Here is a 24106-nt window from a genome sequence, read left to right as displayed (position 1 = left end):
AGACCCGCGATCGAGACCTTCCTTCCGCACCGGACGGTCAGCGTTCGCTGTCCAGCATGGACATCTGCGCCTCGGCGTACCGCGAGCCGGCGGCGGCGCCCTCGGGGACGGCCGCCTCGACGGCCGCCAGGTCCTCGGCGGTCAGGCTCACGTCCAGGGCGCCCAGGGCCTCGGCCAGCCGCTCGCGCCGCCGCGCCCCGACCAGCGGGACGATCTCCTGGCCCTGGGCCAGCACCCAGGCGATGGCCAGCTGCGCGACCGTGGCCCCCTTGGCCTCGGCGAGGTTCCGCAGCGCCTCCACCAGCGTGAGGTTGTGCGCCAGGTTGTCGCCGGAGAAGCGCGGGCTGGCCGCGCGGAAGTCGCCGGCGACCACCTCGCGGTCCTTGGACCAGTGGCCGCTGAGCAGCCCCCTGGACAGCACCCCGTACGCGGTCACGCCGACGCCCAGCTCGCGGCAGGCCGGCAGGATGTCCCGCTCGATGCCCCTGGACAGCAGCGAGTATTCGAGCTGCACGTCGGCGATCGGGTGGACGGCGTGGGCCCGCCGGATGGTCTCGGCCCCGGCCTCCGACAGCCCGACGTGCCGCACGCGCCCCTTGGCGACCTCCTCGGCGATGGCGCCGACGGTCTCCTCGATCGGCACGGCCGGGTCGACCCGCGCGATCCGGTAGACGTCCACGTGGTCGGTGCCGAGGCGGCGCAGGGTATAGGCGAGCGAGCTCTTGACGGCCGCGGGCCGGCCGTCGTAGCCGAGCCAGTTGCCGTCGTAGTCGCGCTGCGCCCCGAACTTCACGCTGATCCGCACGTCGTCGCGCGAGCGGCCGTCGAGCGCCTGGCGGATGAGCAGCTCGTTGTGGCCCATGCCGTAGAAGTCGCCGGTGTCGAGCAGCGTGATGCCGGCGTCGAGAGCGGCGTGGATGGTGGCGATGGACTCGGACGTGTCGGCCGGTCCGTAGAAGTCGGACATTCCCATGCAGCCCAGCCCGAGGTCGGACACGACAGGTCCGCCGGTTCCCAGAGTTCTCATACGGCCAGTATGCCTATTGGACTGACAGATTTCAATTTTTGTCAGCCAGCCCCGAGCCGCTCGGCATCGGCCCGGGAGGCCACGCGGACGAAGTCGAGGTGCGCGTTGGCGGGATCGGCGGCGGCCCGCCGGTAGCGCTCCCGGTAGACGGCGTGCTTCGTCCAGGCCCACCGGATGATCGACTCGTCCTTGTCGAGGAGGAAGCGGAAGGATTCCCTGTTGCCGTTCCACAGCTCGGCGCCGGTGGCCATCCGGCGCAGCGTCCTGACCAGGAGCTGGCGCATGACCGTCGGCCTGGGCAGGTCGATCCAGACCACGGTGTCGGCCCGCGACCACACCAGGTCGCGTACGGCGGAGTAGTTGCCGTCGACCACCCACCCGTCCGCCGCCGTGAACGCGTCGACCTCGGCCCGGAACTCCTCCGGCGGGCGCGGCGTCCACCCCGCCAGGTGGAAGACGGAGTCGAGCTCCAGCCACGGCACCCCCAGCCGCCCGGCCAGCGCGGCCGCCAGCGTCGACTTCCCCGACCCGGAGTTCCCCACCACGGACACGCGTCTCACCCGGCACAATCTACTGCCGGGCGGGCCGGCCGAAGGAGCCGCGCTCCACGTACAGCACGTTCACGCGGGAGTGGCCGCAGCGGTTCGACGGGCGCGTCACATGCTGAGGTCCCCCGTCTCCATGTAGATCTCGTCGACCACCTCCACCTGGACGTGGAAACCGTGCTCCCCGGTACGGGAGACGCCCAGGTCGAAGTCCCCCTCCGCCGTGTCGCCCACCACGAGCCGCCGCCGGGGCGTGTCCACCCGGCCGAACGTCACCGGCACCGGACGCTCGAAGTCCGCGGGCGGCTCTCCGGTGACGCCGGGCTCGTGGCGCACGGTCCCCGGGACGAGGCGGACGGCGAGGACCTGGTCGAAGTCGGGGCGGGCGGTGATCTCGTGCGCGAGGTGCAGCCCGCCCGCCCGGCCGAAGCACAGGTAGCTCAGCGGCGCCTGGTCGTCGTGACGCGCCGCCGGGTCGAGCCGCCGGAAGAAGAAGACGCGCTTGATGCGCGCCGTGACGTCCTCGGCGATCGGGGTGCCGCCGCGCTCGAAGTGCCCGCGGAAGACGGTGCCCCGCACCGAGGTCCGCACCGGCCCGCCGTCGGGGTCGAGCTCCAGGATGTCGAACGGGTCCGGCACGAACGTGCGCAGGTCGTCGATCTTGCGCACCGCCTCGCGCACGTCGTCGCGGAAGCCGACCTCCATGAGCACCTGGAAGCGGTGCGCCGGGACGTGGAACATCGGCAGGTGCGAGAAATAGAGCGGGTCGTCGCCGAAGAGCAGCATTCCGTGGACGTCGAACGTCTCGGGCTGGGCCCGGTCATTGGCCCGGTCATGGGCCCGGTCATGGCCCTGGTCGTGGTGCGCGTGCATGGTCGCCTCCGGTTTTCCGCTGGGCACCCAGTACAGCCCCGGCGGCGCGATGAACGCCTGAGTACGGGCTACTCAATCGCCCCCGTGTAATCGGCGATCAAGTGGCGTGCAATCCGTCCCGCGTACAACTCGGGAGACGCCTGCGGCGGGCGAGGAGAGGGCGGGGAGAGCGATGGGCACGGGACTGTGGATGTCGATGGTGATCACAGGGGTGGCGATCCTGGTCCTGGCGTGCGTCGGGCTGCCGTTCCTGATCGCCTCCTGGACGGGCCGGCAGCTCCTGTCCACCGGCATCGCCGCGCAGGCGGTGATCGAGTCGATGGCCGACACCGGCGTGACGATCAACGGGCAGCCGCTCGTCAGCTTCGTCCTGGGCGTGCGGACGCAGGACGGGCAGGTGCACCGGGTCACGCACCGGCAGTCGCCGCCGCGCCTGCCCATGGGCATGGTCGTGCCCGGCGCGGTGGTGCCGGTCAAGGTGGACCCGCAGCGGCGTGATCGGGTGCGCATCGACTGGGCGTCCTGGCGCCCCGCCCCGTACGGCGCATAGGAGCCGAGCGCCAGACCGACCCGTCCGGTGGTTTCCGGACGGGTTACGTTCTTTTTTCCATCCGGTCCTAACCCTTGGCAACTTACCTCCCAGACACCTAAGGTTCAGTGCAATGCCACACATTACTGGGAAGGTTCATGACGTCCAAGCAGGTCAGGCCCCTGGCCGGCGCCGTAAGCACCATCGCAGGAGCAGTGCGGCCGCTGTCCGGAGCACGTATCACCGGCGGGCTGCTGCATGACTGGCAGCGCCGCAACCGCAGGGCCACAATCCCCCACACCATCGAGCAGCTCCGCGCGGCGGGCAACGTCGCCAACCTGAGCCGCCTCCTGGAGGACGACCCCGCCCCCTACCGGGGCCGGTACCCGTTCCTCGACACCGACCTGTACAAGACCCTCGAAGGTCTGGCGTACGAGCTCGGCGACGGAGACCCTTCGGCCGGGGAGTTCTTCGACGAGGTGGTCGGCCTGCTGGAGCGGGTCCAGGCCGGCGACGGCTACCTCAACTCCTTCTTCCAGTCCCCCTCTTCGGAAAAGAAGCCGTGGGAGGACCTGGCCTGGGGACACGAGCTGTACAACCTGGGCCACCTCATCCAGGCGGCCGTCGCCGCGAACCGGCGGATGGGCGACGACCGGCTGCTGCGCGTGGCCACGCGCTTCGCCGACCTGGCGGTGGAGCGATTCAACGAGACGGGCGTCTGCGGCCACCCCGAGGTGGAGATGGCGCTGGTCGAGCTGTACAGGGAGACGGGCGAGCGCCGCTACCTGACGCTGGCGGCGGCGTTCGTCGACCGCCGCGGCACCGGGCAGATGGAGCACCGCATCTTCCCCGGCGAGTACTTCCAGGACCACGTGCCCTTCCGCGAGCTCCCGTCGGTGACCGGCCACGCGGTGCGCATGGCCTACCTGGCGGCGGGCGCGGCCGACGTCTTCCTGGAGACCGGCGACCGGTCGCTGTTCGAGGCGCTGGAGCGGCTCTGGGACGACATGGTGGCGACCAAGCTGTACGTCACCGGCGGCCTGGGCAGCCGCCACTCCGACGAGGCGATCGGCGACCGGTACGAGCTGCCGTCCGAGCGCGCCTACAGCGAGACCTGCGCGGCCATCGGCGTCATGCAGTGGGCGTGGCGGATGTTCCTGGCCGGCGGCGACGCCAAGTACCTCGACGTGTTCGAGCGCGTGCTCTACAACGCCTACGCCGTGGGCCTGTCGGCCGACGGCACGGCGTTCTTCTACGACAACCCGCTGCAGCGCCGCCCCGACCACGCGCAGCGCAGCGGCGCGGAGGCGGGCGGCGAGGCGCTGCGCCGCGCCTGGTTCACCTGCCCGTGCTGCCCGCCCAACATCGTGCGGTGGATGGCCCAGCTCGCCGACTACGTGGCGGCCGAGCGGGACGGCGCCGTGCTGATCACCGCCTACACGCAGGCCACGATCCGGACGGCCGAGCTGGAGCTGGCGATGGAGACGGCCTACCCGTGGGACGGCGACGTGCGCATCACCGTCGGGCGGGCCCCGGCCGGGCCGTACGGGCTGGTGCTGCGCGTCCCCGGCTGGGCCCGGAACGTGACCATCACCGTCAACGGCGAGCCCTGCGACGCGCCGGAGTCCGGCGGCTGGGCCACCCTGCACCGCGCGTGGTCGCCGGGCGACGAGGTGCGCCTCACCCTGCCCATGCCGGTCCGGGCGCACGGCTCGCACCCCTACCTGGACGCCACCCGGGGCGCGGTCAGCCTGGCCCGGGGGCCGCTCGTGTACTGCGTCGAGCAGCACGACAGCCCGCAGGCCCCCGTCGACGACCTGCTCGTCGGCGCCCACGACGTTGTTAACGCGCACACCGAGCGCCGCGACGCGGCCGTCGTGCTGCGCGTGGAGGCGGACGCGGCTCCCCCGCCCACCGCCGAGCTCTACCCCGAGCTCCCTCTGCACGAGGCGCTCCCGGAGACGAGGGTCGCGGCGACCTTCGTCCCCTACTTCCTGTGGGGCAACCGCGGCCCCCAAGCCATGCGGGTCTGGGTCAGGACCCCCTGGACCAACGGAAAGAAGGCATCATGATGAGGAGATCGGCGGCGCTCGCGAGCGTCACCATGACCACCGTGCTGGCGCTCAGCGCCTGTGGCGGGGGCGGCGGCGCGGCGGCCCCCGGCGCGGGCACGGGCACGGGCGCCTCGGGCGGGCCGGGCGCGCCGGCCGCGACGGGCGGCACCGTGCACATCCTGAACAAGGCGGATTTCTCCCATCTGGACCCGACGCGGGGCTTCGACGGTGGAGTGAACAACTTCTACCGGCTCATCTACCGAGGGCTGACGATGTTCGGCGCGGGTCCGGGCGCCGAGGGCACGAAGATCGTGCCCGACCTGGCCACCGACACCGGCACACCGTCGGACGGCGGCAAGACGTGGACGTTCAAGCTCAAGGACAACCTGTTCTTCGAGGACGGCTCGCCGATCAACAGCGAGTCCGTGAAGTTCGGCTTCTCGCGCACGTTCGACCCGGAGGCCGGGATCGGCTCCCCGTACGGGAAGCTGCTGCTGGACGCGCCCAAGGACTACAAGGGCCCGTACCTGGACGGCGACCTGAAGACGATCGAGACGCCCGACGACAAGACGGTCGTCTTCCACCTCAAGAAGCCCTACGCCGACTTCCCGAGCGCGCTCGCGCTGGCCAACTTCACCCCCTTCCCCAAGGGCACGGGGGCGGGCGCGGCCTTCGACACCAAGCCGATCGCGAGCGGGCCGTACAAGGTGGCGAGCTACCAGCGCGGCGCGTCGCTGAAGCTGGAGCGCAACCCGCAGTGGAAGCGTGAGACCGACACCGTCCGGGCGGCCAAGCCGGACGCGTTCGAGTGGACGTTCGGCCTCGACGCGGCCACCATCGACGAGCGCATGCTGGCCGAGCAGGGCACCGACACCGACGCCATCGGCCCGTCGATCCAGGCGGCGACCGTGGCGCGGGTGCAGGCGCCCCAGATCAAGCAGCGCACGCTGGCCGGACTCAACGGCTGCACCACGTACATGGGCCTGAACACCACCAAGAAGCCCCTGAACGACGTGCGCGTGCGCCAGGCGATCAACCTGGCGATCAACAAGGACACCGTGGTCGCGGGCATGGGCGGCGGCGCCCTGGCCGCCAAGGGCACCTCGATCCAGCCGCCCACGGTCGCGGGCCGGGTCGACTACGACCCGTACCCGTACAACCCCGAGGAGGCCAAGAAGCTGCTGGCCGAGGCCGGCCAGGCGAACGGGTTCACGCTGACGCTCGACACCCGGCCGGACCCGAAGATGGCCGCGGTGGCGGTGGCGATCCAGGACGCGCTCAAGCAGGTGAAGATCGACGTCAAGATCAACAACATCGACACCTCGACGTACTACGAGGTCATCGGCACGCCGGCGCAGCAGCACGACGCCGCCGTCACCGGCTGGTGCCCCGACTGGGCCTCCGGCGCGACGTTCCTGCCCCCGCTGTTCGACGGCCGCAACATCACCGACAAGGGCAACGCCAACCTCGCGCAGATCAACGACAAGGGCATCAACCAGCGGATCGACGAGATCGCCGCGATGACGGACGTGCAGGCGGCCAACGCGGCCTACGGCGAGCTGGACAAGCAGATCATGAAGGAGGCGCCGATCGTCCCGCTGGCCTACGAGAAGCTCATCCTCCTCGTCGGCTCGAACATCGCGGGCGCCTACCAGTCCAACTCCTTCTCCGGCGGCATCGACCTGATCTCCGTCGGCCTGGCGAAGCCGACGAAGTAAATGGCCGTCGTCGCTTACTCCCCGAGCACGTCGAGGGCACGGGTCACGAGCGCGCTGCTGCATGACAAGGGCGCGGTGCTGAGCACCGCGTTCCTCGCGCTCATCGTCCTGATGGCGATCGGCGCGCCGCTGATCAGCGCGATCACCGGCCACGGCCCGAACGACTTCGACACCGCCGCCGTCAACACCGACCTGGGCGGGGTGCCGCGCGGGTCGCTCGGCGGCATCAGCGCCGAGCACCTGCTCGGCGTCGAGCCGCAGAACGGCCGCGACATCCTGGCCCGCATCGCCTACGGCGCGCGCGTCTCGCTGCTGATCGCGGCCTCCGCCACGGCGCTGACGACCCTGCTGGGCGTGGTGCTGGGCATGCTGGCCGGGTTCTACCAGGGCTGGGTGGACCAGGTGATCTGCCGGGTCATGGACTTCCTCATGGCCTTCCCGGCGCTCATCTTCATGATCGCGATCCTGTCGTCGCTGCCACAGGGGAACCGGCCGGTGCTGCTGGTCCTGGTGATCAGCTTCTTCGGCTGGCCGTACCTGGCGCGGGTGGTGCGCGGGCAAACGATGACGCTGGTGAACAGGGAGTTCGTGGAGGCCGCCCGGGCGTCGGGCGCCTCCACGGGCGCGCTGGTGTTCAAGGAGATCCTGCCGAACCTGCGCAGCTCGCTGATCGTGATGACCACCCTCGCCGTGCCCGGCTACGTCGGCACCGAGGCGGGGCTGTCGTTCCTGGGTGTCGGCGTCACGCCGCCGACGCCGTCGTGGGGGCAGATGATCTCGAGCTCGGTCGCCTGGTACTCCGTAGATCCCATGTACTTCGCGATCCCCGGCGGGTTCCTGTTCCTCACCGTGCTGTCGCTGACGGTGCTCGGGGACCGGCTGCGGGCCGCTTTCGACGCCGGGGAGGCCTCATGATGGCGCGTTACATCGCCGGGCGGCTCGCCTGGGTGCTGCTGATCCTCTTCCTGGTCTGCCTGTTCACGTTCATCATCTTCTTCACGCTCCAGCCCGACCCGGCGGTGATGATCTGCGGGAAGACGTGCACGCAGGAGCGCATCGACCAGATCCACGCCGTGCTGGGCCTGGACGAGCCGTTGCTGACGCAGTTCTTCGGCTTCCTCTTTGGCATCTTCGCCGGGCGCGACTACGGCCAGGGCGCGAACCTGGTGCACTGCGGCGCCCCGTGCCTGGGCTACAGCTTCCAGACCGGCCAGTCCGTGTGGGACATGGTGGTCGAGCGGCTGCCGGTCAGCGCCACCGTCGCGATCGGGGCCGCGGTGCTGTGGCTGCTCATCGGGATCGCGGCGGGCCTGCTCAGCGCGGTCAAGGAGGGCACCTGGTGGGACCGCACGGCGATGGGGCTGGCGCTGGGCGGCTCCAGCATCCCCAACTACGTGCTGGCGCTGGCGCTGCAGTACGTGCTGGTGGTGCAACTGCAGGTGCTGCCGTTCCCGCGGGCCGTGGCCTTCGCCGACGACCCGGTGGTGTGGTTCCAGTCGTACCTGATGCCGTGGATCGTGCTGGCCACCGGCTACGCCTGCCTCTACAGCCGGCTCACCCGGGCGAACGTGATCGACACCCTCGCCGAGAACTTCATGCGCACGGCCCGGTCCAAGGGCCTGAGCCCGGCCCTGACGCTGCGCAGGCACGCCCTGCGCCCGGCGCTGACGCCCATCGCCACGATCTTCGGCATGGACTTCGCCGCGCTGCTGGGCGGCGCGCTGATCACCGAGACGGTGTTCGGGCTGAACGGGGTCGGCAAGATGGCCGCCGACTCGATCTACAAGAACGACCAGCCGGTGATCATGGCGGTGACGCTGCTGGCGGCGTTCTTCGTGGTGGTCGGCAACCTGGTGATCGACCTCGTCTACACGAGGCTGGACCCGAGAGTGAGGATCACGGCGAAATGAGCGACCTGCTTGTCGTGGAGGACCTCACCGTCACCTTCCCCACCACGCGCGGCCCGGTGGACGTGGTCAAGGGCGTGTCCTTCACCGTCGGACGGGACGAGACCGTCGGCATCGTCGGCGAGTCCGGGTCCGGCAAGTCCATGACCAGCCTGGCGGTCATGGGGCTGCTGCCCAAGGGCGCCAGGACCAGCGGGAGCATCCGGCTGGACGGCACGGAGCTGCTCGGCCGCCCGGACCGGGACCTGCGTCGCCTGCGCGGCGACCAGATGTCGATGATCTTCCAGGATCCGCTGTCGTCCCTGAACCCGTACTACACGGTCGGCCTGCAGATCGAGGAGATGTACCGCGCCCACCGCGGCGGCTCGCGCGCGGCGGCGCGGAAGGTCGCGATCGAGGCGCTGCGGCAGGTGGACCTGCCGGAACCGGAGCGGCGGGTGGACTACTACCCGCACCAGTTCTCCGGCGGGCAGCGGCAGCGCGTCATGATCGCGATGGCCCTGGTGTGCTCGCCGGCGCTGCTGATCGCCGACGAGCCGACCACGGCCCTGGACGTGACCGTGCAGGCGCAGATCCTGAAGCTGCTGGCCGGCCTGCGGCAGGAGCGCGGCATGGGCATGGTGTTCATCACGCACGACCTGGCCGTGATCAGCTCGATCGCGACCCGCGTGCTGGTGATGCGGCAGGGCGAGCAGGTCGAGTACGGCACCGCCGAGCAGGTCTTCGCCGAGCCGCGCCACGAGTACACCCGGATGCTGCTGGAGAGCATCCCGCGCATCGACGATCCAGTAGACGGCGAGGTGAAGGCATGACGCTGCTGCGGGCCAAGGACCTGACCAAGCGGTTCGTCTCGCGCGGCCCACTGGGCGCCAAGGCCGAGTTCACGGCGGTCGACCAGGTCAGCTTCGAGGTACGGCTCGGCGAGACGCTGGCCGTGGTCGGCGAGTCCGGCAGCGGCAAGTCGACGACCGCCCGCATGATCGCCAAGCTGATGTACCCGAGCGAGGGCACGCTGGAGTTCGACGGCGAGGACGTCACCCACGCCAAGGGGGCCGCGCTGGCCCGCTTCCGCGCCAACGTCCAGGTCGTCTTCCAGGACCCGTTCTCCTCGCTCAACCCCCGCCACACGGTGGAGCGGATCCTGATGGCGCCGCTGGACTACCAGGGCATCGCGCCCGACGGCGGGCGGCGGGCGCACGCCAAGGAGCTGATGGAGCGGGTCGGCCTGAACCCCGACCACTCGCTCCGCTACCCCGCGCAGTTCTCCGGCGGGCAGGCGCAGCGCATCGGCATCGCCCGCGCGCTGGCCGTCAACCCCAAGCTCGTGATCTGCGACGAGGCCGTCTCGGCGCTGGACGTGTCGGTGCAGGCGCAGGTGATCGAGCTGCTGCGGCGGCTGCAGCGCGAGAGCGGCTTCAGCTACGTGTTCATCGCCCACGACCTGGCCGTCGTCCGGCAGATCGCGCAGCGGGTCGCGGTGATGAGCAAGGGGCAGATCGTCGAACTGGGGGACGCCGAGCAGGTCTTCGGCGAGCCCCGGCATGATTACACGCGTACGCTGCTGGCGGCCATCCCGCGCATCAACCCGGAGTGGGATCGCCGCAGGAGGGAGAAGCTGTGATCACCGCGACCTACACGATCCCGGGGATGCGGGTACGCGACCACGTCGTGGAGGTGCCGCTCGACTGGTCGGACCCGGAGGCCACGATCAGGGTCTTCGCCAGGGAGCTCGTGGACCCCACCCGCGACGGCCACGACCTGCCGTGCCTGCTCTATCTGCAGGGCGGGCCGGGCGGCAAGGGGCCGCGTCCCGTCGGCACGTCGGGCTGGCTCGGCCAGGCGCTGGAGAAGTACCGGGTGATCCTGCTCGACCAGCGGGGCACGGGCCGCAGCTCGCGGATCGACGGGCGGGTGATGAGCGCGCTCGACCCGCAGGAGGGCGCCGACTACCTGGCCCGCTTCCGCGCGGACTCGATCGTGGCCGACGCCGAGCACCTGCGCAAGACCGTCTTCGGCGGACGGCGCTGGTCGACGCTCGGGCAGAGCTACGGCGGCTTCCTGACGCTGACGTACCTGTCGCAGGCGCCCGAGGGGCTGAGCGCCTGCTACGTGGCGGGCGGGCTGCCCTCCGTGGACCCCGACGCGTCGGAGGTCTACCGGCGCACCTATCCCCGGGTCGCGGCCAAGAACGCCGAGTTCTACCGCCGCTACCCGCACCACGCCGAGACGGTGGCCCGGCTGGCCGACCGGCTGGCCTACGGCGACGTGCTGCTGCCCGACGGCGACACGCTCACCGTGCGGCGGCTGCAGTCGCTGGGGATCGACTTCGGCATGAAGCCGGGGTACGAGCGCATGCACTGGCTGCTCGACGAATCCACAGAACTGCCGGAGACGTTCCTGCACCAGGTGCTGGCCCGCTCGTCCTACGCCGACAACCCGCTGTTCGCCGCGCTGCAGGAGAGCATCTACGGCTCCGGTCCCGGCGCGACCGCCTGGGCGGCGCAGCGCGAGCGCGCCAACCACCCCGCCTTCGCCGAGGACGCCCGGCCGCTGCTGTTCACCGGCGAGATGATCTACCCGTGGATGTTCGCGGAGATCCGCGCGCTGCGCCCCTTCCGCGCCGCCGTCGACCTGCTCGCCGAGCGGGCCGAGTGGCCGGCGCTGTACGACCTGGACCGCCTGGCGGCCAACGACGTGCCGGTGGCGGCGGCCGTCTACTTCGACGACATGTACGTCGACTCGGGGCTGCAGTTGGACACCGCCTCCAGGGTGGGCAACACGCAGGCCTGGGTCACCAACGAGTACGAGCACGACGGCATCGGCGAGGAGCGCGTCTTCGCCCGCCTGACCGGACTGGTGCGCGACATAGGAGGAGGAATCACCAGTGAGTGACGGCAAACCCCCCAAGCTGACAGAGGTCCCCGCGTTCCGCGAGTTCATCGCCCAGGGCTGGGACGCCCCCGCCCGTACCCCCGACCTCGTGCCCGGGGCGGCCGAGGCGGCCGCCGCGCACCGCGAGCGCCTGGCCGCCGCGCTGCCCGGCAGGACCGTGGTGGTGAAGGCGGGCCGGGCTCCGGTACGCAGCAACGACACCGCCTACGACTTCCGCGTCGACAGCGACTTCTACTGGCTCACCGGCTGCGCCGTGGAGAACGCCGTCGCCGTGATCGCGGACGGCGCCGCCACCCTCTACCTGCCGCCGCCCGCCCGCCCCGGCGACATCGGCTTCTTCGCCGACGCGGCGTACGGGGAGCTGTGGGTGGGCCCGTCCCCGTCCCTCGCCGAGTGGTCGGCGGCGCTCGGGGTCGCGGTGCGGCCGCTGTCGGAGTTCACGGACACGTCCGAACCGGTGGAGGAGCTCCCCCGGGTGCTGGCCGAGCTGCGCATGATCAAGGACGAGTGGGAGATCGGCCAGCTGCGCGAATCCGTGGACCGCACGGTCGAGGGCTTCGCGGCCGTGCTGGCCGAGGTCCCGGCGGCGATCGAGGGAGCGGGCGAACGGTGGCTGCAGGGCACGTTCGACCGCTACGCCAGGGCGTACGGCAACGGCCCCGGCTACGCCACCATCGTCGGCAGCGGCCCACACGCCCCCACCCTGCACTGGGTGCGCTGCGACGGACCCGTCCTGCCGGACCAGCTGCTGCTGCTCGACATGGGCGTGGAGGTCCGCAGCCACTACACCGCCGACGTCACCCGCACCTTCCCCGCCTCCGGCGCCTTCTCCCCCGCCCAGCGGCAGGTGCACGACCTGGTGGAGAAGGCGCACCGGGCGGGCCTGGCCGCGGTCGGCCCCGGCCGGCGCTTCACCGACTTCCACCACGCGGCGATGGAGGTCATCGCGCGCGGGCTGGACGACTGGGGGCTGCTGCCGGTCTCGGTGGACGAGGCCCTGTCGGACGCCGGCCAGCACCACCGCCGCTACCTGATCTGCGGCATCGGCCACCACCTGGGCCTGGACGTGCACGACTGCGCCCAGTCCCGCCCGGAGGCCTACCACGGGGCCGCCATGGCGCCGGGCATGGTGCTCACCGTCGAGCCCGGCCTGTACTTCCACGCCCACGACCTCACGGTCCCGCCGGAGCTGCGCGGGGTGGGGGTGCGGATCGAGGACGACCTGCTGGTGACGCCGTCCGGCGTGGACATCCTGTCGGACGCGCTGCCCATCGACGCCTCCGGCCTGGAACGCTGGGCCAAGGAGTCCACGGTCTGACCCCCGCGGGTTCTTCCGGCACCACCCCCACACGACGCCGGAAGAACCCGCCCCCACCTCGGGGACGGGCCGCCGGGTCAGGGTGAGCTGCTGTAGCGGGCCTGGCGGGCGGTGGCGGTGAGGGCCGCAGCACGGGCCGCCTCCGTCGGTGTGAACGGCAGCTCGGGACGCCGGATCAGCAGCGCCCGGTCCGGGTTGACCGAGATCACCATCGTGGTGTTGAGCTCAGCCCCCTCGTCCACCGTGTCCCCCGGCCGCCGCCACTCCACCTCCGGCACCCGCAGCAGCTCCGCCATCGCCTCGGGCAGCCGGTCCGGGTCCGCGCTCACCCGCTGAGCCAGCACCAGAGCCTGGACACCGGGATCGGTGAGGTCCTTGACCTGCGCGGGCACGATCACGACGTCATGCCCGCCCGCCTCCGTCAGCGCCCCGGAAAGCGCCTCCAGCGCCAGCCCCGGCGGCGCCTCGATGACGAACTCGTCCAGCGCGTCACACCCCGCGGGCGTGATCGCGCTGCTCCCGGTCGGCGCGATGTGCAGCGCCAGGATGTTGCAGCCCAGCCGCCCGAACGCCCCCGCCACCGCGGCGAGCCGCCCCGGCCGCTCCACCACCCGCATGCGGATGCGCCACAGCACCATGGCCGCCCCCGCGCCCTCCCCCACGGGCAGCGCGGGGACCTTGCGTACGGGGCGGTGGCCCATCCGCTTGTGGACCGCCGCCCCCACGATCAACGCCGCCCCCAGCCCGACCATCACCACCGGACCCGGTTCGCGGTGGCCGAGCAGGGTCGCGAGCAGGTGCGCCAGGCCGACCGCGAGGAACAGCGCGGCCAGCTCGACGATCTCTCGCCGCCAGGAGCGCCGATTACCGTTCATAACCTTCGGTGCATCGCTCATGCACCCCAGTTTCTGCGGGGCGTGTTTCCTGATCACGAACGGCGCGGTTGCGGCGGCATTAAACCGCCCTAACCGCATGGGCCGTTCATGACAGGCCCCTTACACCCGCTCGACCTCGAAGACCAGCGCCGACTCGGCCCGCAGCACGGGAGCGGGCAGCCCCAGCTCGCCCAGGACCGCGCCGCTCAGCCGCACCGGACCCGAGGTCCACTCCGGCAGCCCGGCCGCGCGGGGCCTGGGGCCCGCGACCCGCACCTCGTACGTCGCCGCCGGGTCGAGCCCGGGCAGCCGCAGCGGCGCGGGCCCGATCGCGACCCTGGAGGTGAGCTGGACGAACGCGAACACCCCGCGCTCCGGCAGCACCGCCCCGTGCAGCAGCGCCGACGGGTCCGGGTGGTCGGCCCGCACCACCCGACCGGCGTGCAGCGTCGGCCGCAGCCGCTTGTGCAGGGCGATCCACTCGGCCAGCTCCTCCAGCTCCGCCTGGCTCGCCGAGGTCAGATCCCACTCCACGCCCATGTGCCCGAACAGCGCGGTCGCGGCCCGGAAGGCCAGCGGCAGCGACCGGCCCGTGCTGTGGTCCTGCGGCGCGCCGACGTGGCTGCCCATCCGCTCCGGCGGCACGAGCAGCCCGGTCCAGCGCTGGATCGCCTGCCGGTCGAGCGCGTCGTTGCAGTCGGACGTCCACACCCGGTCGGTACGGGCCAGGACGCCGAAGTCGACGCGGGCGCCGCCCGACGAGCACGACTCGATCTCCAGCTCCGGATGGCGGGCCCGCAGCTCGTCCAGCAGCCGGTACGCCGCCAGCGTCTGCGCGTGCACCCCGGGCACCCCGTCGTGCACCGGCTCGGCGATGTCGCGGTTGTGGTCCCACTTGATGTAGTCGAGCGCGTACTCGCTCACCAGGCTGTCCAGCCGCTCCAGCAGGTAGTCGTACGCCTCGGGCCTGGCCAGGTCGAGCACCTGCTGGTTGCGCTGCGGCGGCGGCACGCGCTCGGCCTGCCCGAGGATCCAGTCGGGGTGCGCGCGCAGCAGGTCGGAGTCCGGGTTGACCATCTCCGGCTCGAACCACAGCCCGAACTGCATGCCGAGCTTGCGCACGTGCTCGGCGAGGGGGTTCAGGCCGTCCGGCCAGACGCCCTCGTCGACGTACCAGTCACCGAGCCCGGCCCGGTCGTCGCGGCGGTGGCGGAACCAGCCGTCGTCGAGCACGAACCGCTCGATTCCCGCCGCCGCGGCCTTGTCGGCCAGCTCCAGCAGCCGGTCGAGGCCGTGGTCGAAGTAGGTGGCCTCCCAGTTGTTCAGCGTGACCGGGCGGACCCCCAGCGGGCGGGCGGCGCGCAGGTGGTCGTGCAGCCGCGTGCTCGCCGCGTCCAGCCCGCCGCCCGACCAGGTGAAGTACACCAGCGGCGTGCGGTAGCTCTCCCCCTCGGCCAGCACGATCTCGCCGGGCTCCAGCAGCTCGCCCGCCGCCACCAGCGCCGGGCCCTCGGCCAGCCGCTCGGCATGGTGGATGTGGTTGCCGCTCCAGCCCGCGTGCACCCCCCACACCTCGCCGCCCCGGAACCCGAACCCCGCGGTCCCCGCCACCAGCAGCCCCGTGCCGTCGTGCCCGGTCCGGCCGCGCCGGTTCTCCCGCGACCACACGCCGTACCCGAACGCCGTGCGCTGCGGCACCTTCTCCAGCGCCCACCGCCCGGTGAAGTCCAGCAGCTCGCCGGCGCGCGCCGGCACCGGCAGCGCGCAGACCAGCCCCTCCAGCCGGTACGGGGCGGCGGCGGTGTTCGTCAGCGTGTGCCGCATCGTCACCAGGCCGCCGGCGTCCATGGCCAGCTCGCTGACCAGCTCCAGGCCCGCGCGGGCGTCGGAGGCCGCGACGGTGACCGTGCCGCCCCGACCGGGCGTCGCGTCCGCGTCGAGCCGGTCCAGCGTCCAGCGCACCGGCCAGTGTTCGCCGTCCCGGCCGCCCGACAGGCCCGGCCTGCCGTACCAGCTGTCTCCCTGGGCGGGCAGCAGCGGCGGCGCGGCGGTGAGGGAGGCCAGCGCGGGCGTCAGGTCGGCGCCGGTCGCGGACCCGAGGTCGGCGCCGAAGTGGCGCACGCGCGGCAGGCCGGGGCCCGAGGCGTCCAGCACCAGGGCGGCCCCCGCGGCGGAGAGGATGAGGGGTGACAAGTCAGGCTCCTCGTTCAGCTCGGTGTTACGACGCGAACCTACATGAACAGCACACTTGCCTCGATCATGGGGCGGCCCCTCCGGGGGGCGGGAGCCGGAGGGGCCGCGAGGGGGTGAGCGTCAGACGGAGATCCGCCCGGCGCCGGCGCCCGCGGTGACGACGGACTTGACGTTGGAGGCGGTGTCGAGCGAGTAGGAGTAGGGGATCGAGCCGACACTGCCGCCACTCTGGCCGCTGCCGGAGTTGACGAAGTGGTTGTTGCGCGCGACCAGCGTGCCGGGGCCGGAGTCACCCTCGCCCAGGTGGAACGGGTCCTGGGTGTTCTCGAAGTAGTTGCCCTCGACGAGCACGCCCGCGCCCTCCGTGGAGGCCACGCCGTAGCTGCCGACGCTGCCGTAGTAGTTGTTGTAGACGTGCACCGGGTTGCCGAACCGCACGCGCGGGTGGCGCTGGTTGGTGCCGTCGAACCAGTTGTGGTGGTACGTCACGCGCAGGTGACCGCGGTCCTCGCCGCCGTTGTCGTCGCTGTGGCCGAGCAGCATGGTCTTGTCGTGGTTGGAGAACTTGTTCCACGAGACGGTGACGTAGTCGCTGGCCCGCTTGATGTCGATGGCGCCGTCGTAGCCGTGGCTCAACGAGTTGTGGTCGAGCCAGACCCGGGTCGAGTACTGGACGTTGATCGCGTCGTCGCCCCAGTCGCGGAAGGTGAGGTTGCGGACGATCACGTTCGAGGCCTGGGAGATGTTGAACCCGCAGCCCGCGATCGTCGCGCCCGAGTTGCCGAGCACGGTCTTGTTGGAGGCCACCTTCAGCATGCCCGAGCAGGAGATCGTGCCCGACACCCGGATCACCGAGGCGCCGCTCGCCGACAGCGCGCTGGTCAGGGCCGAGGCGCTGCTGACGGTGACCGGCGAGGCGTTGCCGCCGCCCGTCGTGCCGCCGCCCTGCGTGGCCCAGCCGACCAGCCCGTTCGCGTTGCCCGGCGGCGTGGTCGGTGGTGGATCGGTGGGCGGGTTGGTCGGGTTGCCGCCGGCGGGGACGAGCCGCCACTGCTTGGTGGCCACGGAGTCGCAGGAGTTCTGCTGCACCAGGGCGCCGGAGGAGGTCGCGTTGTCCTTGGTGTTGAGGCACTTGCCGCCGTTGGCGTTGACGATCCTGACGGTGGCGCCCGACTCGGGCAGCGTCCACGTCTGCGACGAGGCGCCGGAGCAGCTCTCCTGCTGCACGGCCTTGCCCGCGGAGGTGCTGGCGTCCTGCACGCCCGCGCACTTGCCGCTGTGGGCGGCCTTGAGGGTGTAGCCGCTGCCGCCGGCGGCCAGGTTCCAGGTCTGAGCGGCGCTGCCGCAGCCGCTCTGGGTGAGCTGGACCCCGTCTGAGGTGCTGGATCCCGGCACGGTGAGGCACAGGCCGCTGCCGTTGTTCACCACCGTGTACGCCCCCGGCGCGGGGGCCGCGGCGGCCGCAGTGGTCGTCGCGGCGGCCACCGCGACGACTGCCGTGCCCGTCAGGCCGATGACGCCCGCGATGACCGCCGCTGTTCTGCCGTTGATTCTCTGTCGCACGATTCAGCTCCTTGCTGGCCCGGCAGGCCGCTCACGGCCTGCGACGTGTCCCCCCAGCGAGAATCCGTTCACATATGTGGCTGCCATACGTGTGACCGAACACGCCACAACATAGGTAAGCGCTTTCCCGCTGTCAATCAGAGCTGAAACTTTCAGCACAGCCGGGATTCCACGCCGTGCGGACCCGTACTGACCTGCGGATATCCGCCGTGGAGCAGGACGTCAGGCGGGCTCGGGCGTGCTGCCGAGCACGACCCGCAGGTGCGCCTGCGTGGGCGGCTTCGTCCAGGTGAGCCCCGGCCCGCCGGCGGCGATCAGGCGCGGCGCGACCTCGCGCAGCAGCTCCCCGGCCGCGGCCTCGGGCTGCTTCTCCCTGGCCTCCCGGTACAGCTCGAGCACCCTGGCCAGATCGAGCATCATCGTGTTGGTCTCACGCACGGTGACCTGCAACGCTCCAATGGCGGGCTCGGCCGACCAGGGGCACTCGCCGGACACGGCCTCGCGCACCGCCTCGGCGAAGGCGGCCCGGTCCATGCCGTCCACCTCGCCGTCCAGCCAGTCCTCGCGCAGGTGCAGCACGCCCGGCCGCTCCACCGCCCCGAGGTGCGCGATCAGGGCCACGACCGTGCCCTGCGGATCGTGCAGCGCGGCGTCCCCCCTGGCCGCGAAGGCGTCGGCGAGCAGGTGCAGCGAGATCAGCCGGGGCGGCTCGTACGTCGTGAGCACCCCCCGCCGGCCACTCACCCGCAGCGGGTAGGCCCGCAGGCCCTCCATGAACGCGGGCTCGACCTCCGCCGGGATCCCGAGGTCCATGTCCGCCTCGACCGTGGTGGAGGCGGCACCGGCGGCACGGCCGGCCGGGTCACGGCGGAACCACCAGACCATCGCCCCCACGACAATGGCGGCCAGCGCCACGACTGCGATCCACACGATGTTGTTTGCTTTCCCCTCGTACCTGCCAGCGGTAGCAGCGTAGTGTGCTCCGACCGGATGAATGCACAAATTTCTGCAAATGTGGCTGGCCGCACCCGTGGGTCGTGTATACCCGCGCGACTGACAGAATTGGAAAGGTGACAGATGGCATCCTGACACCGGACCAGATCCTCGCCGCGGCCCAGGACGTCCTGCGCCGCTACGGTCCGGCCAAGGCCACGGTCGTCGACGTCGCCCGGGCGCTCGGCGTCAGCCACGGCAGCGTCTACCGGCACTTCCCCAGCAAGACGGCCCTGCGCGAGGCCGTGACCCAGCGCTGGCTCGCCCAGTCGCACGCCGAGCTGGCCACCGTGCTGGCCTCCGACGCTCCGGCCGGCGTGCGGCTGCGCGAATGGCTGGGCGCGTTGTTCCGCTCCAAGCGCAAGCGGGCGCTCGACGACCCCGAGCTGTTCGCCACGTACGTGGCGCTGGTGACCGAGTCCAGCCAGGTCGTCGAGGGGCACGTCGCCGACCTGGTCGGCCAGATCCGGCAGATCGTGGACGCCGGGCTCGAGCGGGGCGAGTTCGCCGCCCCCGACCCCGCCGCCACGGCCCGCGCCGTCTTCGACGCGGCGGTACGCTTCCACAACCCGGCGCACGCCGCCGAATGGAGCCGGCCGGGCATCGAGGATGATTTCACCGCTTTGTGCGATCTCATCCTTCTCGGGCTGGAAGTCCGCTGATGGTGTGATGTTTTTACATCTGGTAACCGGAATTGTTGTCCTGGGGGATTAGTCCTGTCTCCCGCATCTCCGTTCAGCCCTGAACAGACATGTACACTCAGAGCCAACACTGTCGCTCTCAGTGACGCCATCATGGCAACAAGTGCCCAACGCAAGGGCTGGCCCGCGCAACCGGCAGGAGGTCCCCGGCCCTGACAGAGCGCGGAGCCGATTCATGGAGCCACTACAGCTGACCACCACCCGCCGCAACGGGAGCCTGACCGTCAGCGTGTCCGGCGAGCTCGACATCGCCACCACCGAACAACTCCGCGCCCACCTGCTCGGCCTGCTGCAGGAGGCCGGACGAGCCCCGCACAAGCAGGTCGCGCTGGTCATCGAGATGAGCCGGCTGACCTTCATCGACGCCGCCGGGCTCGGCATCCTCGTCTGCGCCCACAACCACGCCCGGGCCCAGCAGACCCCGCTGCGCCTCACGGGCGTCCCGCCCGCCATCCGGCGGCTGCTGCGCCTCACCGGCCTGGAGGCGCGCCTCACCTGAACACCCGCCACCTGTAGGTTGTCAGGCGTGATTCAGGTTCCCGATCAGATACCCCTGAAGCTGGAGGACGGGTTCGAACGCGTCAGGCGGGAGCTCGACCTGCCGGACGACTTCCCCCGCGCCGTGCTCGACGAGGCCGCGTGGGTGGCGCGGGTGCCGCGGCTCGACGCCGAAGACCTGTCCGACGTTCCGTTCGTCACCATCGACCCGCCCGGCTCGATGGACCTCGACCAGGCCGTGCACCTGGAGCGGCTGCGCGCCGGCTACCGCGTCTGGTACGCGATCGCCGACGTCGGCGCTTTCGTCCGGCCGGGCGGCCTCATCGACGCCGAGGCCCGCACCAGGGGCGAGACCGTCTACCTTCCCGCGGGCAAGGTGCCGCTGCACCCCAAGGTCCTGTCGGAGGACGCGGCCAGCCTGCTGCCCGGCGCGCTGCGGCCGGCCGCGGTCTGGCGCATCGACCTCGACGCCGACGGCCGCATGGTCGGCGCCGACGTGCAGCGCGCGCTCGTCCGCAGCCGCGAGCGCCTCGACTACGCCTACGTGCAGGCAGCCGTCGACACCGGCACCGCCGACGGCGTCCTGGGGCTGCTGGCCGAGATCGGCCGCCTACGGCTGGCCCTCGAACGCGAGCGTGGCGGCGTCACCCTGCCCACCCCCGAGCAGGAGGTGGTCTCCGACGGCGACGGCGCCTACCGGCTGGAGTTCCGGCTGCCGCTGCCCGCCGAGGCGTGGAACGCGCAGATCTCCCTGCTGACCGGCATGGCCGCGGCCTCGATGATGCTCGACGCCGAGATCGGCATCCTGCGCGTGCTGCCCCGGCCGCACGCCGACGACCTGGCGAAGGTCCGCAGGGTCGCCCAGGCGCTGGACGTCCCCTGGCCCGACGGGGCCGCCTACGGCGCCGTGGTGCACGACCTGGACCCCAAGAACCCGCAGCAGGCGGCGTTCCTGCACGAGTCGAAGGTGCTGCTGCGCGGCGCGGGCTACGTGGCCTTCGACGGCGCGCCGCCCGCGCTGGCCGAGCACGCGGCGGTGGCGGCGCCGTACGCGCACGTCACGGCTCCTCTGCGGCGCCTGGTCGACCGGTACGCGACCGAGGTGTGCCTGGCGGTGGCGGCGGGCGTGCCGGTGCCGTTCGACGTCCGGGCGGGGCTGGCGGCCCTGCCCGCCGTCATGGGCTCGACCGGGCGGCGCGCCGGGGCGGTGGAGCGGGCGTGCGTGGACCTGGTGGAGGCGTTCCTGCTGCGGGAACGGATCGGGCAGGCGTTCGACGCGGTCGTGATCGACGTGGACGAGCGCCGCGGGGGCGGGCAGGTGCAGCTCGCCGACCCGGCCGTGATCGCCCGCTGCGACGGCCCGCTCCCCCTCGGCGAGCAGGTCACGGTACGTCTGACGCAGGCGGACCCGGCGACCCGCGAGGTCCGCTTCACCCTGGCGACGTGAACCTCGGGCGCCCTGCGGGGCCGCGCACGGCATGTTCCGCGCGCGGTCCCGCATCGGGCGTCACTTCTTCAGCAGGCTCCACCCCGCGCCCACACCCATGAGGTGCAGCGCGACGCAGAGCAGCCCGGCGGTGCCGAGCGTGGCGACCGTGACTACGCTGCCGACCGCGAGGCCGGCGATCTCGAAGACGAGGGCGAGCACGAACAGCAGGGCGGCGACAAGGGCGAACATGTGGTGGCTACCTCCGAACGGGGCCGGGCGGACGCCACGCAGCCGAGGGGGCCTCGGCGAGTGCGTCCGAGGATGTCTCTGACATGGGGATTTCCAGCACGATCGGCCGAAAAACTGCCCCGAAGGTGACGTTCCGTGAACGAATGACGACACCGCCTTGACCGGCCGGTCAGTCTCCCGCCATGAGGCTCAGGCCCTTTTCACCCGCATCCCGTCGCAGATCACGTCCGCCATCCGCACCGAGGCCCCTCTGGCCCGCGCCCGGCGCTCGGCCACCAGGCACCCGCGCAGCAGATCCAGCACGTCCTCCCCCGCCAGATCCCCGCGCGCGGCCCCGGCCCGCTGCGCCCGGACCAGTAATCGGGCGACGGCCCTGCCGAGATCGTCCTGCAACGAGACCTTCATCCCGGCCCCGCTGTCGAGCATGTCGCACAGCGCCTGGTTCCCCGACGCCTGCTCGACCACCTTGGCGAACCAGGCGAAGAACGCCTTCCCGGGATCCTCCGCCGTGGCCAGCGCGCGGGCGTCGGCCACGAACCGCTCGATCCGCCCCAGCAGCACCGCCTCGAACAGCGCCTCCTTGGTCGGGAAGTGCCGGTAGACGGTGCCCACGCCGAACCCGGCCCGCTGCGCGATCTCGTCGAAGGAGATCGTCAGGCCGTCACTGGCCAGGGCCTCCTGCGCGATCTGCAGCACCCGCTCCCGGTTCCGCCGGGCGTCGGCCCGCAACGGCCGGGCCGAGCTGTGGTCGTCGCCCATGAACGAACCTGCCTTCAACAACCGGAGGGATCTCTCCGATTCTATCGACGGCCCCTCGCCCCCGCACCCATCCCGATCATGCTTTCCCCCGCCCCGGCGCGCCGCCGCCGTGCGCATCCCCGCTCGAAGGACGGGCAGCCACCGACCCCGGACACCGGAACACCCGCCCCCGAAAAGAGGCGGGTGTCGGGCTCGGGGGTGTGGTGCGGCGGCCGGTCAGGGAGGGGTGGTCAGCGGGCGCGGGTGGGCGCGGGCGAAGCGCTTGAGGCGGATACGCTCCTCCCGGTGCACGGGCGACAGCTCCACGATGCGCGCCCCCTCCGGCACGAACCGCAGGTCGTGCGTGATGAGGAGCGTCGTCCGCCCGGCCATGAGCCGCAGGAGCGGCTTCATGACCTGCGCGGCCGTGGCCTCGTCCAGCCCCGTCATGGGCTCGTCGAGCACCAGCACCGGCGCGTCCCGCAGGACGGCCCTGGCGATGGCGATCCGCTGCCGCTGACCGCCGGACAGGAGCCGCCCCCGCTGCCCCACCGGCGTGTCGTAGCCCTGCGGCAGGAGTTCGGCGAACTCGTGCACCCCCGCCGCCTCCGCCGCCTGCACGATCTCCTCCAGCGAGGCGTCGGGGCGGCCGTAGGCGATGTTGTCGCGTACGGACGCCGAGAACAGCAGCGTCTCCTGGTGCACGATCGTGATGTTCTCGCGCAGCGACTGCCGCGTCAGGCGCCGGATGTCGACCCCGTCCAGCAGGATGCGGCCCGCTTCCGGGTCGTAGAAGCGCAGCATCAGCTTGGCCAGCGTGGACTTGCCCACCCCGCTGGGCCCGGTGAGGACGACGACCTTGCCGGGCGAGGCGGTGAACGTCACGTCCCGCAGCACCTGCCGCCCGCGCCTCGGGTACGTGAAGCCGACCCGGTCGAACTCGACCAGGCCCCGGCACCGCCCGGCGGGCACGGCGTCCTGCGCGTCGGTGACGGCCGGCCTGACCTTGAGGATCTCGATGACCCGGTCGGACCCGGCCGCCGCCTCCGACACCGTCAGCGCCAGCTCCCCCAGCGCCTGGACCGCCGGGTACAGCAGTGCCAGGTACGCGGCGAAGGCCAGCAGGCCGCCCAGGGTCAGCCGGCCCGCGGCGATCTCCCACGCGCCGAACCCCAGGACGACGATCAGGCAGACGGTCTCGATGACCTGGACGGTGGGCCCGTACAGGCCGGACAGCCAGGCCTGCGACATGTTGGCGCGCAGCCACATGCCGCCCTCCCGGTGCAGGCGGCCCGACTCGGTCTCCTGCCGGTTGTACGCCTGCACGAGCGGCTGGTTGGCCAGCCCCTCCTCCAGGACGCTGTTCATGGCGCCGTTGCTGTAGCGCTCCCGGGCCGCGGCCGTTCTGAACCTGCCCGCGAACACCTTGGACACCACCAGGAACAGCGGGATCAGCGCCATCGTGACGAGGGCGAGGTCCCAGCGGATGAAGAAGGCCGCCCCGGCGAAGAACACCACGCTCGCCGCCGTGGTGAGCGCCTTGACCAGCCCGGACCCCACGAGCTCCTCGATGGCCTCGATGTCGTCGGTCAGCCGTGCCATCAGGTCGCCGAGGCGCCGGTGCTCCGAGAAGTCCGGCGCGAGCGTCTGCAGGTGCGCGTAGACGCGGTCGCGCAGGGCCAGCAGGAACCGTTCGGCGCCCAGCGCGGTGGCGTACGTCGCCGCGAAGGACGTCACCCCGGCGATCGCGGCGAGCCCGAGCCAGGCGAACGCCGGAACCCAGAACTCGTTCAGCCGCCGGGTGGTCAGCACCTCGTCGGTGATGTGGCCGAACAGGCGGATCGCGGCGACCTCGCAGAGCGCGGCCACGACGGCGAACACGACGCCGGCCGCGAATAGGCGGCGCAACCCGCGGGTGTCCGGCCAGAACTCGCGAAAAGTGCGGCGAATGGAAATCGCCGGGGCGAGTTCGCGGCCGGAGACAGTCAATGAGAGCCGGCGGCC

Annotated in this window: 22 protein-coding genes; 12 read left to right on the top strand and 10 right to left on the bottom strand. The window is 71.8% G+C overall.

The window, feature by feature from the left end; translation table 11 throughout:
- Window positions 1-37 precede the first annotated feature (37 nt).
- From ABZX61_RS37245 to ABZX61_RS37235, 3 genes are all read right to left on the bottom strand, one after another.
- Window positions 38-1027 (bottom strand): aldo/keto reductase, encoded by a 990-nt coding sequence (locus ABZX61_RS37245; protein ID WP_355200902.1) that lies wholly within the window; start codon window positions 1025-1027, stop codon window positions 38-40.
- 41 nt (window positions 1028-1068) lie between these two features.
- Window positions 1069-1587 (bottom strand): hypothetical protein, encoded by a 519-nt coding sequence (locus ABZX61_RS37240; RefSeq protein WP_355200901.1) that lies wholly within the window; start codon window positions 1585-1587, stop codon window positions 1069-1071.
- A 96-nt stretch (window positions 1588-1683) separates the two neighbouring features.
- The gene (locus ABZX61_RS37235; RefSeq protein WP_355200900.1) at window positions 1684-2445 is read right to left on the bottom strand and encodes a hypothetical protein; all 762 of its coding nucleotides are present in this window, start codon (window positions 2443-2445) and stop codon (window positions 1684-1686) included.
- Window positions 2446-2617: 172 nt separating this feature from the next.
- On the opposite strand from ABZX61_RS37235, the gene ABZX61_RS37230 reads away from it, so the two are divergent.
- From ABZX61_RS37230 to ABZX61_RS37190, 9 genes are all read left to right on the top strand, one after another.
- Entirely contained in the window at window positions 2618-2995 is a 378-nt protein-coding gene (locus ABZX61_RS37230) for a DUF3592 domain-containing protein (RefSeq protein ID WP_355200898.1), read from the top strand.
- Window positions 2996-3132: 137 nt separating this feature from the next.
- Window positions 3133-5046 carry a beta-L-arabinofuranosidase domain-containing protein gene (locus ABZX61_RS37225; RefSeq protein ID WP_355200897.1) on the top strand — a complete coding sequence of 638 codons (1914 nt, stop codon included), beginning with the start codon at window positions 3133-3135 and terminating at the stop codon, window positions 5044-5046.
- Window positions 5043-6746, top strand: a complete 1704-nt coding sequence (locus ABZX61_RS37220; protein ID WP_355200896.1) for an ABC transporter substrate-binding protein — start codon at window positions 5043-5045, stop codon at window positions 6744-6746. The genes ABZX61_RS37225 and ABZX61_RS37220 overlap by 4 nt, the downstream gene beginning before the upstream one ends.
- Complete coding sequence (locus ABZX61_RS37215; RefSeq protein WP_355200895.1) at window positions 6747-7661, top strand: ABC transporter permease; 915 nt, start codon at window positions 6747-6749, stop codon at window positions 7659-7661.
- Entirely contained in the window at window positions 7658-8656 is a 999-nt protein-coding gene (locus ABZX61_RS37210) for an ABC transporter permease (protein ID WP_355200894.1), read from the top strand. Before ABZX61_RS37215 ends, ABZX61_RS37210 begins: the two co-directional genes overlap by 4 nt.
- Window positions 8653-9465, top strand: a complete 813-nt coding sequence (locus ABZX61_RS37205) for an ABC transporter ATP-binding protein (RefSeq protein ID WP_355200893.1) — start codon at window positions 8653-8655, stop codon at window positions 9463-9465. Before ABZX61_RS37210 ends, ABZX61_RS37205 begins: the two co-directional genes overlap by 4 nt.
- A complete protein-coding gene (locus ABZX61_RS37200) occupies window positions 9462-10274 on the top strand; it encodes an ATP-binding cassette domain-containing protein (RefSeq protein WP_355200892.1) in 813 nt (270 codons plus the stop codon). The genes ABZX61_RS37205 and ABZX61_RS37200 overlap by 4 nt, the downstream gene beginning before the upstream one ends.
- Window positions 10271-11545 carry an alpha/beta fold hydrolase gene (locus ABZX61_RS37195; RefSeq protein ID WP_355200890.1) on the top strand — a complete coding sequence of 425 codons (1275 nt, stop codon included), beginning with the start codon at window positions 10271-10273 and terminating at the stop codon, window positions 11543-11545. Before ABZX61_RS37200 ends, ABZX61_RS37195 begins: the two co-directional genes overlap by 4 nt.
- The gene (locus ABZX61_RS37190; RefSeq protein ID WP_355200888.1) at window positions 11538-12863 is read left to right on the top strand and encodes an aminopeptidase P family protein; all 1326 of its coding nucleotides are present in this window, start codon (window positions 11538-11540) and stop codon (window positions 12861-12863) included. The genes ABZX61_RS37195 and ABZX61_RS37190 overlap by 8 nt, the downstream gene beginning before the upstream one ends.
- Before the next feature lie 77 nt (window positions 12864-12940).
- Here the strand turns inward: ABZX61_RS37190 and ABZX61_RS37185 are convergent, their stop codons facing one another.
- The 4 genes from ABZX61_RS37185 to ABZX61_RS37170 form a co-directional block, all read right to left on the bottom strand.
- Complete coding sequence (locus ABZX61_RS37185) at window positions 12941-13759, bottom strand: ACT domain-containing protein (RefSeq protein ID WP_355200887.1); 819 nt, start codon at window positions 13757-13759, stop codon at window positions 12941-12943.
- Window positions 13760-13858: 99 nt separating this feature from the next.
- Window positions 13859-15931, bottom strand: a complete 2073-nt coding sequence (locus ABZX61_RS37180) for an alpha-galactosidase (protein WP_355200886.1) — start codon at window positions 15929-15931, stop codon at window positions 13859-13861.
- Between the two features lie 120 nt (window positions 15932-16051).
- Window positions 16052-17494: an RICIN domain-containing protein gene (locus ABZX61_RS37175; protein ID WP_350731921.1), complete on the bottom strand. Its 1443-nt coding sequence runs from the start codon at window positions 17492-17494 to the stop codon at window positions 16052-16054.
- Window positions 17495-17716: 222 nt separating this feature from the next.
- Window positions 17717-18424: a hypothetical protein gene (locus tag ABZX61_RS37170; protein WP_355200885.1), complete on the bottom strand. Its 708-nt coding sequence runs from the start codon at window positions 18422-18424 to the stop codon at window positions 17717-17719.
- Window positions 18425-18564: 140 nt separating this feature from the next.
- Between ABZX61_RS37170 and ABZX61_RS37165 the strand changes: the two genes are divergently transcribed.
- The 3 genes from ABZX61_RS37165 to ABZX61_RS37155 all read left to right on the top strand — a co-directional run bounded on the left by ABZX61_RS37165 (window position 18565) and on the right by ABZX61_RS37155 (window position 21133).
- On the top strand, window positions 18565-19149 hold the full coding sequence (locus ABZX61_RS37165; protein WP_355200883.1) for a TetR family transcriptional regulator: 585 nt from the start codon (window positions 18565-18567) through the stop codon (window positions 19147-19149).
- Window positions 19150-19363: 214 nt separating this feature from the next.
- Window positions 19364-19687, top strand: coding sequence for an STAS domain-containing protein (locus ABZX61_RS37160; protein ID WP_355200881.1), 324 nt, complete (start codon window positions 19364-19366; stop codon window positions 19685-19687).
- A 27-nt stretch (window positions 19688-19714) separates the two neighbouring features.
- Window positions 19715-21133: an RNB domain-containing ribonuclease gene (locus ABZX61_RS37155; protein ID WP_350731915.1), complete on the top strand. Its 1419-nt coding sequence runs from the start codon at window positions 19715-19717 to the stop codon at window positions 21131-21133.
- A 60-nt stretch (window positions 21134-21193) separates the two neighbouring features.
- Here the strand turns inward: ABZX61_RS37155 and ABZX61_RS37150 are convergent, their stop codons facing one another.
- The 3 genes from ABZX61_RS37150 to ABZX61_RS37140 all read right to left on the bottom strand — a co-directional run bounded on the left by ABZX61_RS37150 (window position 21194) and on the right by ABZX61_RS37140 (window position 24010).
- Window positions 21194-21364 carry a hypothetical protein gene (locus ABZX61_RS37150; RefSeq protein WP_350731913.1) on the bottom strand — a complete coding sequence of 57 codons (171 nt, stop codon included), beginning with the start codon at window positions 21362-21364 and terminating at the stop codon, window positions 21194-21196.
- 189 nt (window positions 21365-21553) lie between these two features.
- Window positions 21554-22123 (bottom strand): TetR/AcrR family transcriptional regulator, encoded by a 570-nt coding sequence (locus tag ABZX61_RS37145; protein ID WP_355200880.1) that lies wholly within the window; start codon window positions 22121-22123, stop codon window positions 21554-21556.
- Window positions 22124-22339: 216 nt separating this feature from the next.
- Window positions 22340-24010 carry an ABC transporter ATP-binding protein gene (locus ABZX61_RS37140; protein ID WP_355200878.1) on the bottom strand — a complete coding sequence of 557 codons (1671 nt, stop codon included), beginning with the start codon at window positions 24008-24010 and terminating at the stop codon, window positions 22340-22342.
- Window positions 24011-24106 lie beyond the last annotated feature (96 nt).

Source organism: Nonomuraea sp. NPDC003709, assembly GCF_040610775.1.
GTDB lineage: Bacteria > Actinomycetota > Actinomycetes > Streptosporangiales > Streptosporangiaceae > Nonomuraea > Nonomuraea angiospora_A.
The sequence above is the reverse complement of the archived record's forward strand: the minus strand, read 5'-3'. Positions and strand labels throughout refer to the sequence as shown.

Coding starts and splice junctions, on each gene's coding strand:
- ABZX61_RS37245 (WP_355200902.1), bottom strand. CDS start 1,027: ATGAGAACTCTGGGAACCGGCGGACCTGTCGTGTCCGACCTCGGGCTG.
- ABZX61_RS37235 (WP_355200900.1), bottom strand. CDS start 2,445: ATGCACGCGCACCACGACCAGGGCCATGACCGGGCCCATGACCGGGCC.
- ABZX61_RS37230 (WP_355200898.1), top strand. CDS start 2,618: ATGGGCACGGGACTGTGGATGTCGATGGTGATCACAGGGGTGGCGATC.
- ABZX61_RS37225 (WP_355200897.1), top strand. CDS start 3,133: ATGACGTCCAAGCAGGTCAGGCCCCTGGCCGGCGCCGTAAGCACCATC.
- ABZX61_RS37220 (WP_355200896.1), top strand. CDS start 5,043: ATGATGAGGAGATCGGCGGCGCTCGCGAGCGTCACCATGACCACCGTG.
- ABZX61_RS37215 (WP_355200895.1), top strand. CDS start 6,747: ATGGCCGTCGTCGCTTACTCCCCGAGCACGTCGAGGGCACGGGTCACG.
- ABZX61_RS37210 (WP_355200894.1), top strand. CDS start 7,658: ATGATGGCGCGTTACATCGCCGGGCGGCTCGCCTGGGTGCTGCTGATC.
- ABZX61_RS37205 (WP_355200893.1), top strand. CDS start 8,653: ATGAGCGACCTGCTTGTCGTGGAGGACCTCACCGTCACCTTCCCCACC.
- ABZX61_RS37200 (WP_355200892.1), top strand. CDS start 9,462: ATGACGCTGCTGCGGGCCAAGGACCTGACCAAGCGGTTCGTCTCGCGC.
- ABZX61_RS37185 (WP_355200887.1), bottom strand. CDS start 13,759: ATGAGCGATGCACCGAAGGTTATGAACGGTAATCGGCGCTCCTGGCGG.
- ABZX61_RS37160 (WP_355200881.1), top strand. CDS start 19,364: ATGGAGCCACTACAGCTGACCACCACCCGCCGCAACGGGAGCCTGACC.
- ABZX61_RS37150 (WP_350731913.1), bottom strand. CDS start 21,364: ATGTTCGCCCTTGTCGCCGCCCTGCTGTTCGTGCTCGCCCTCGTCTTC.
- ABZX61_RS37145 (WP_355200880.1), bottom strand. CDS start 22,123: ATGGGCGACGACCACAGCTCGGCCCGGCCGTTGCGGGCCGACGCCCGG.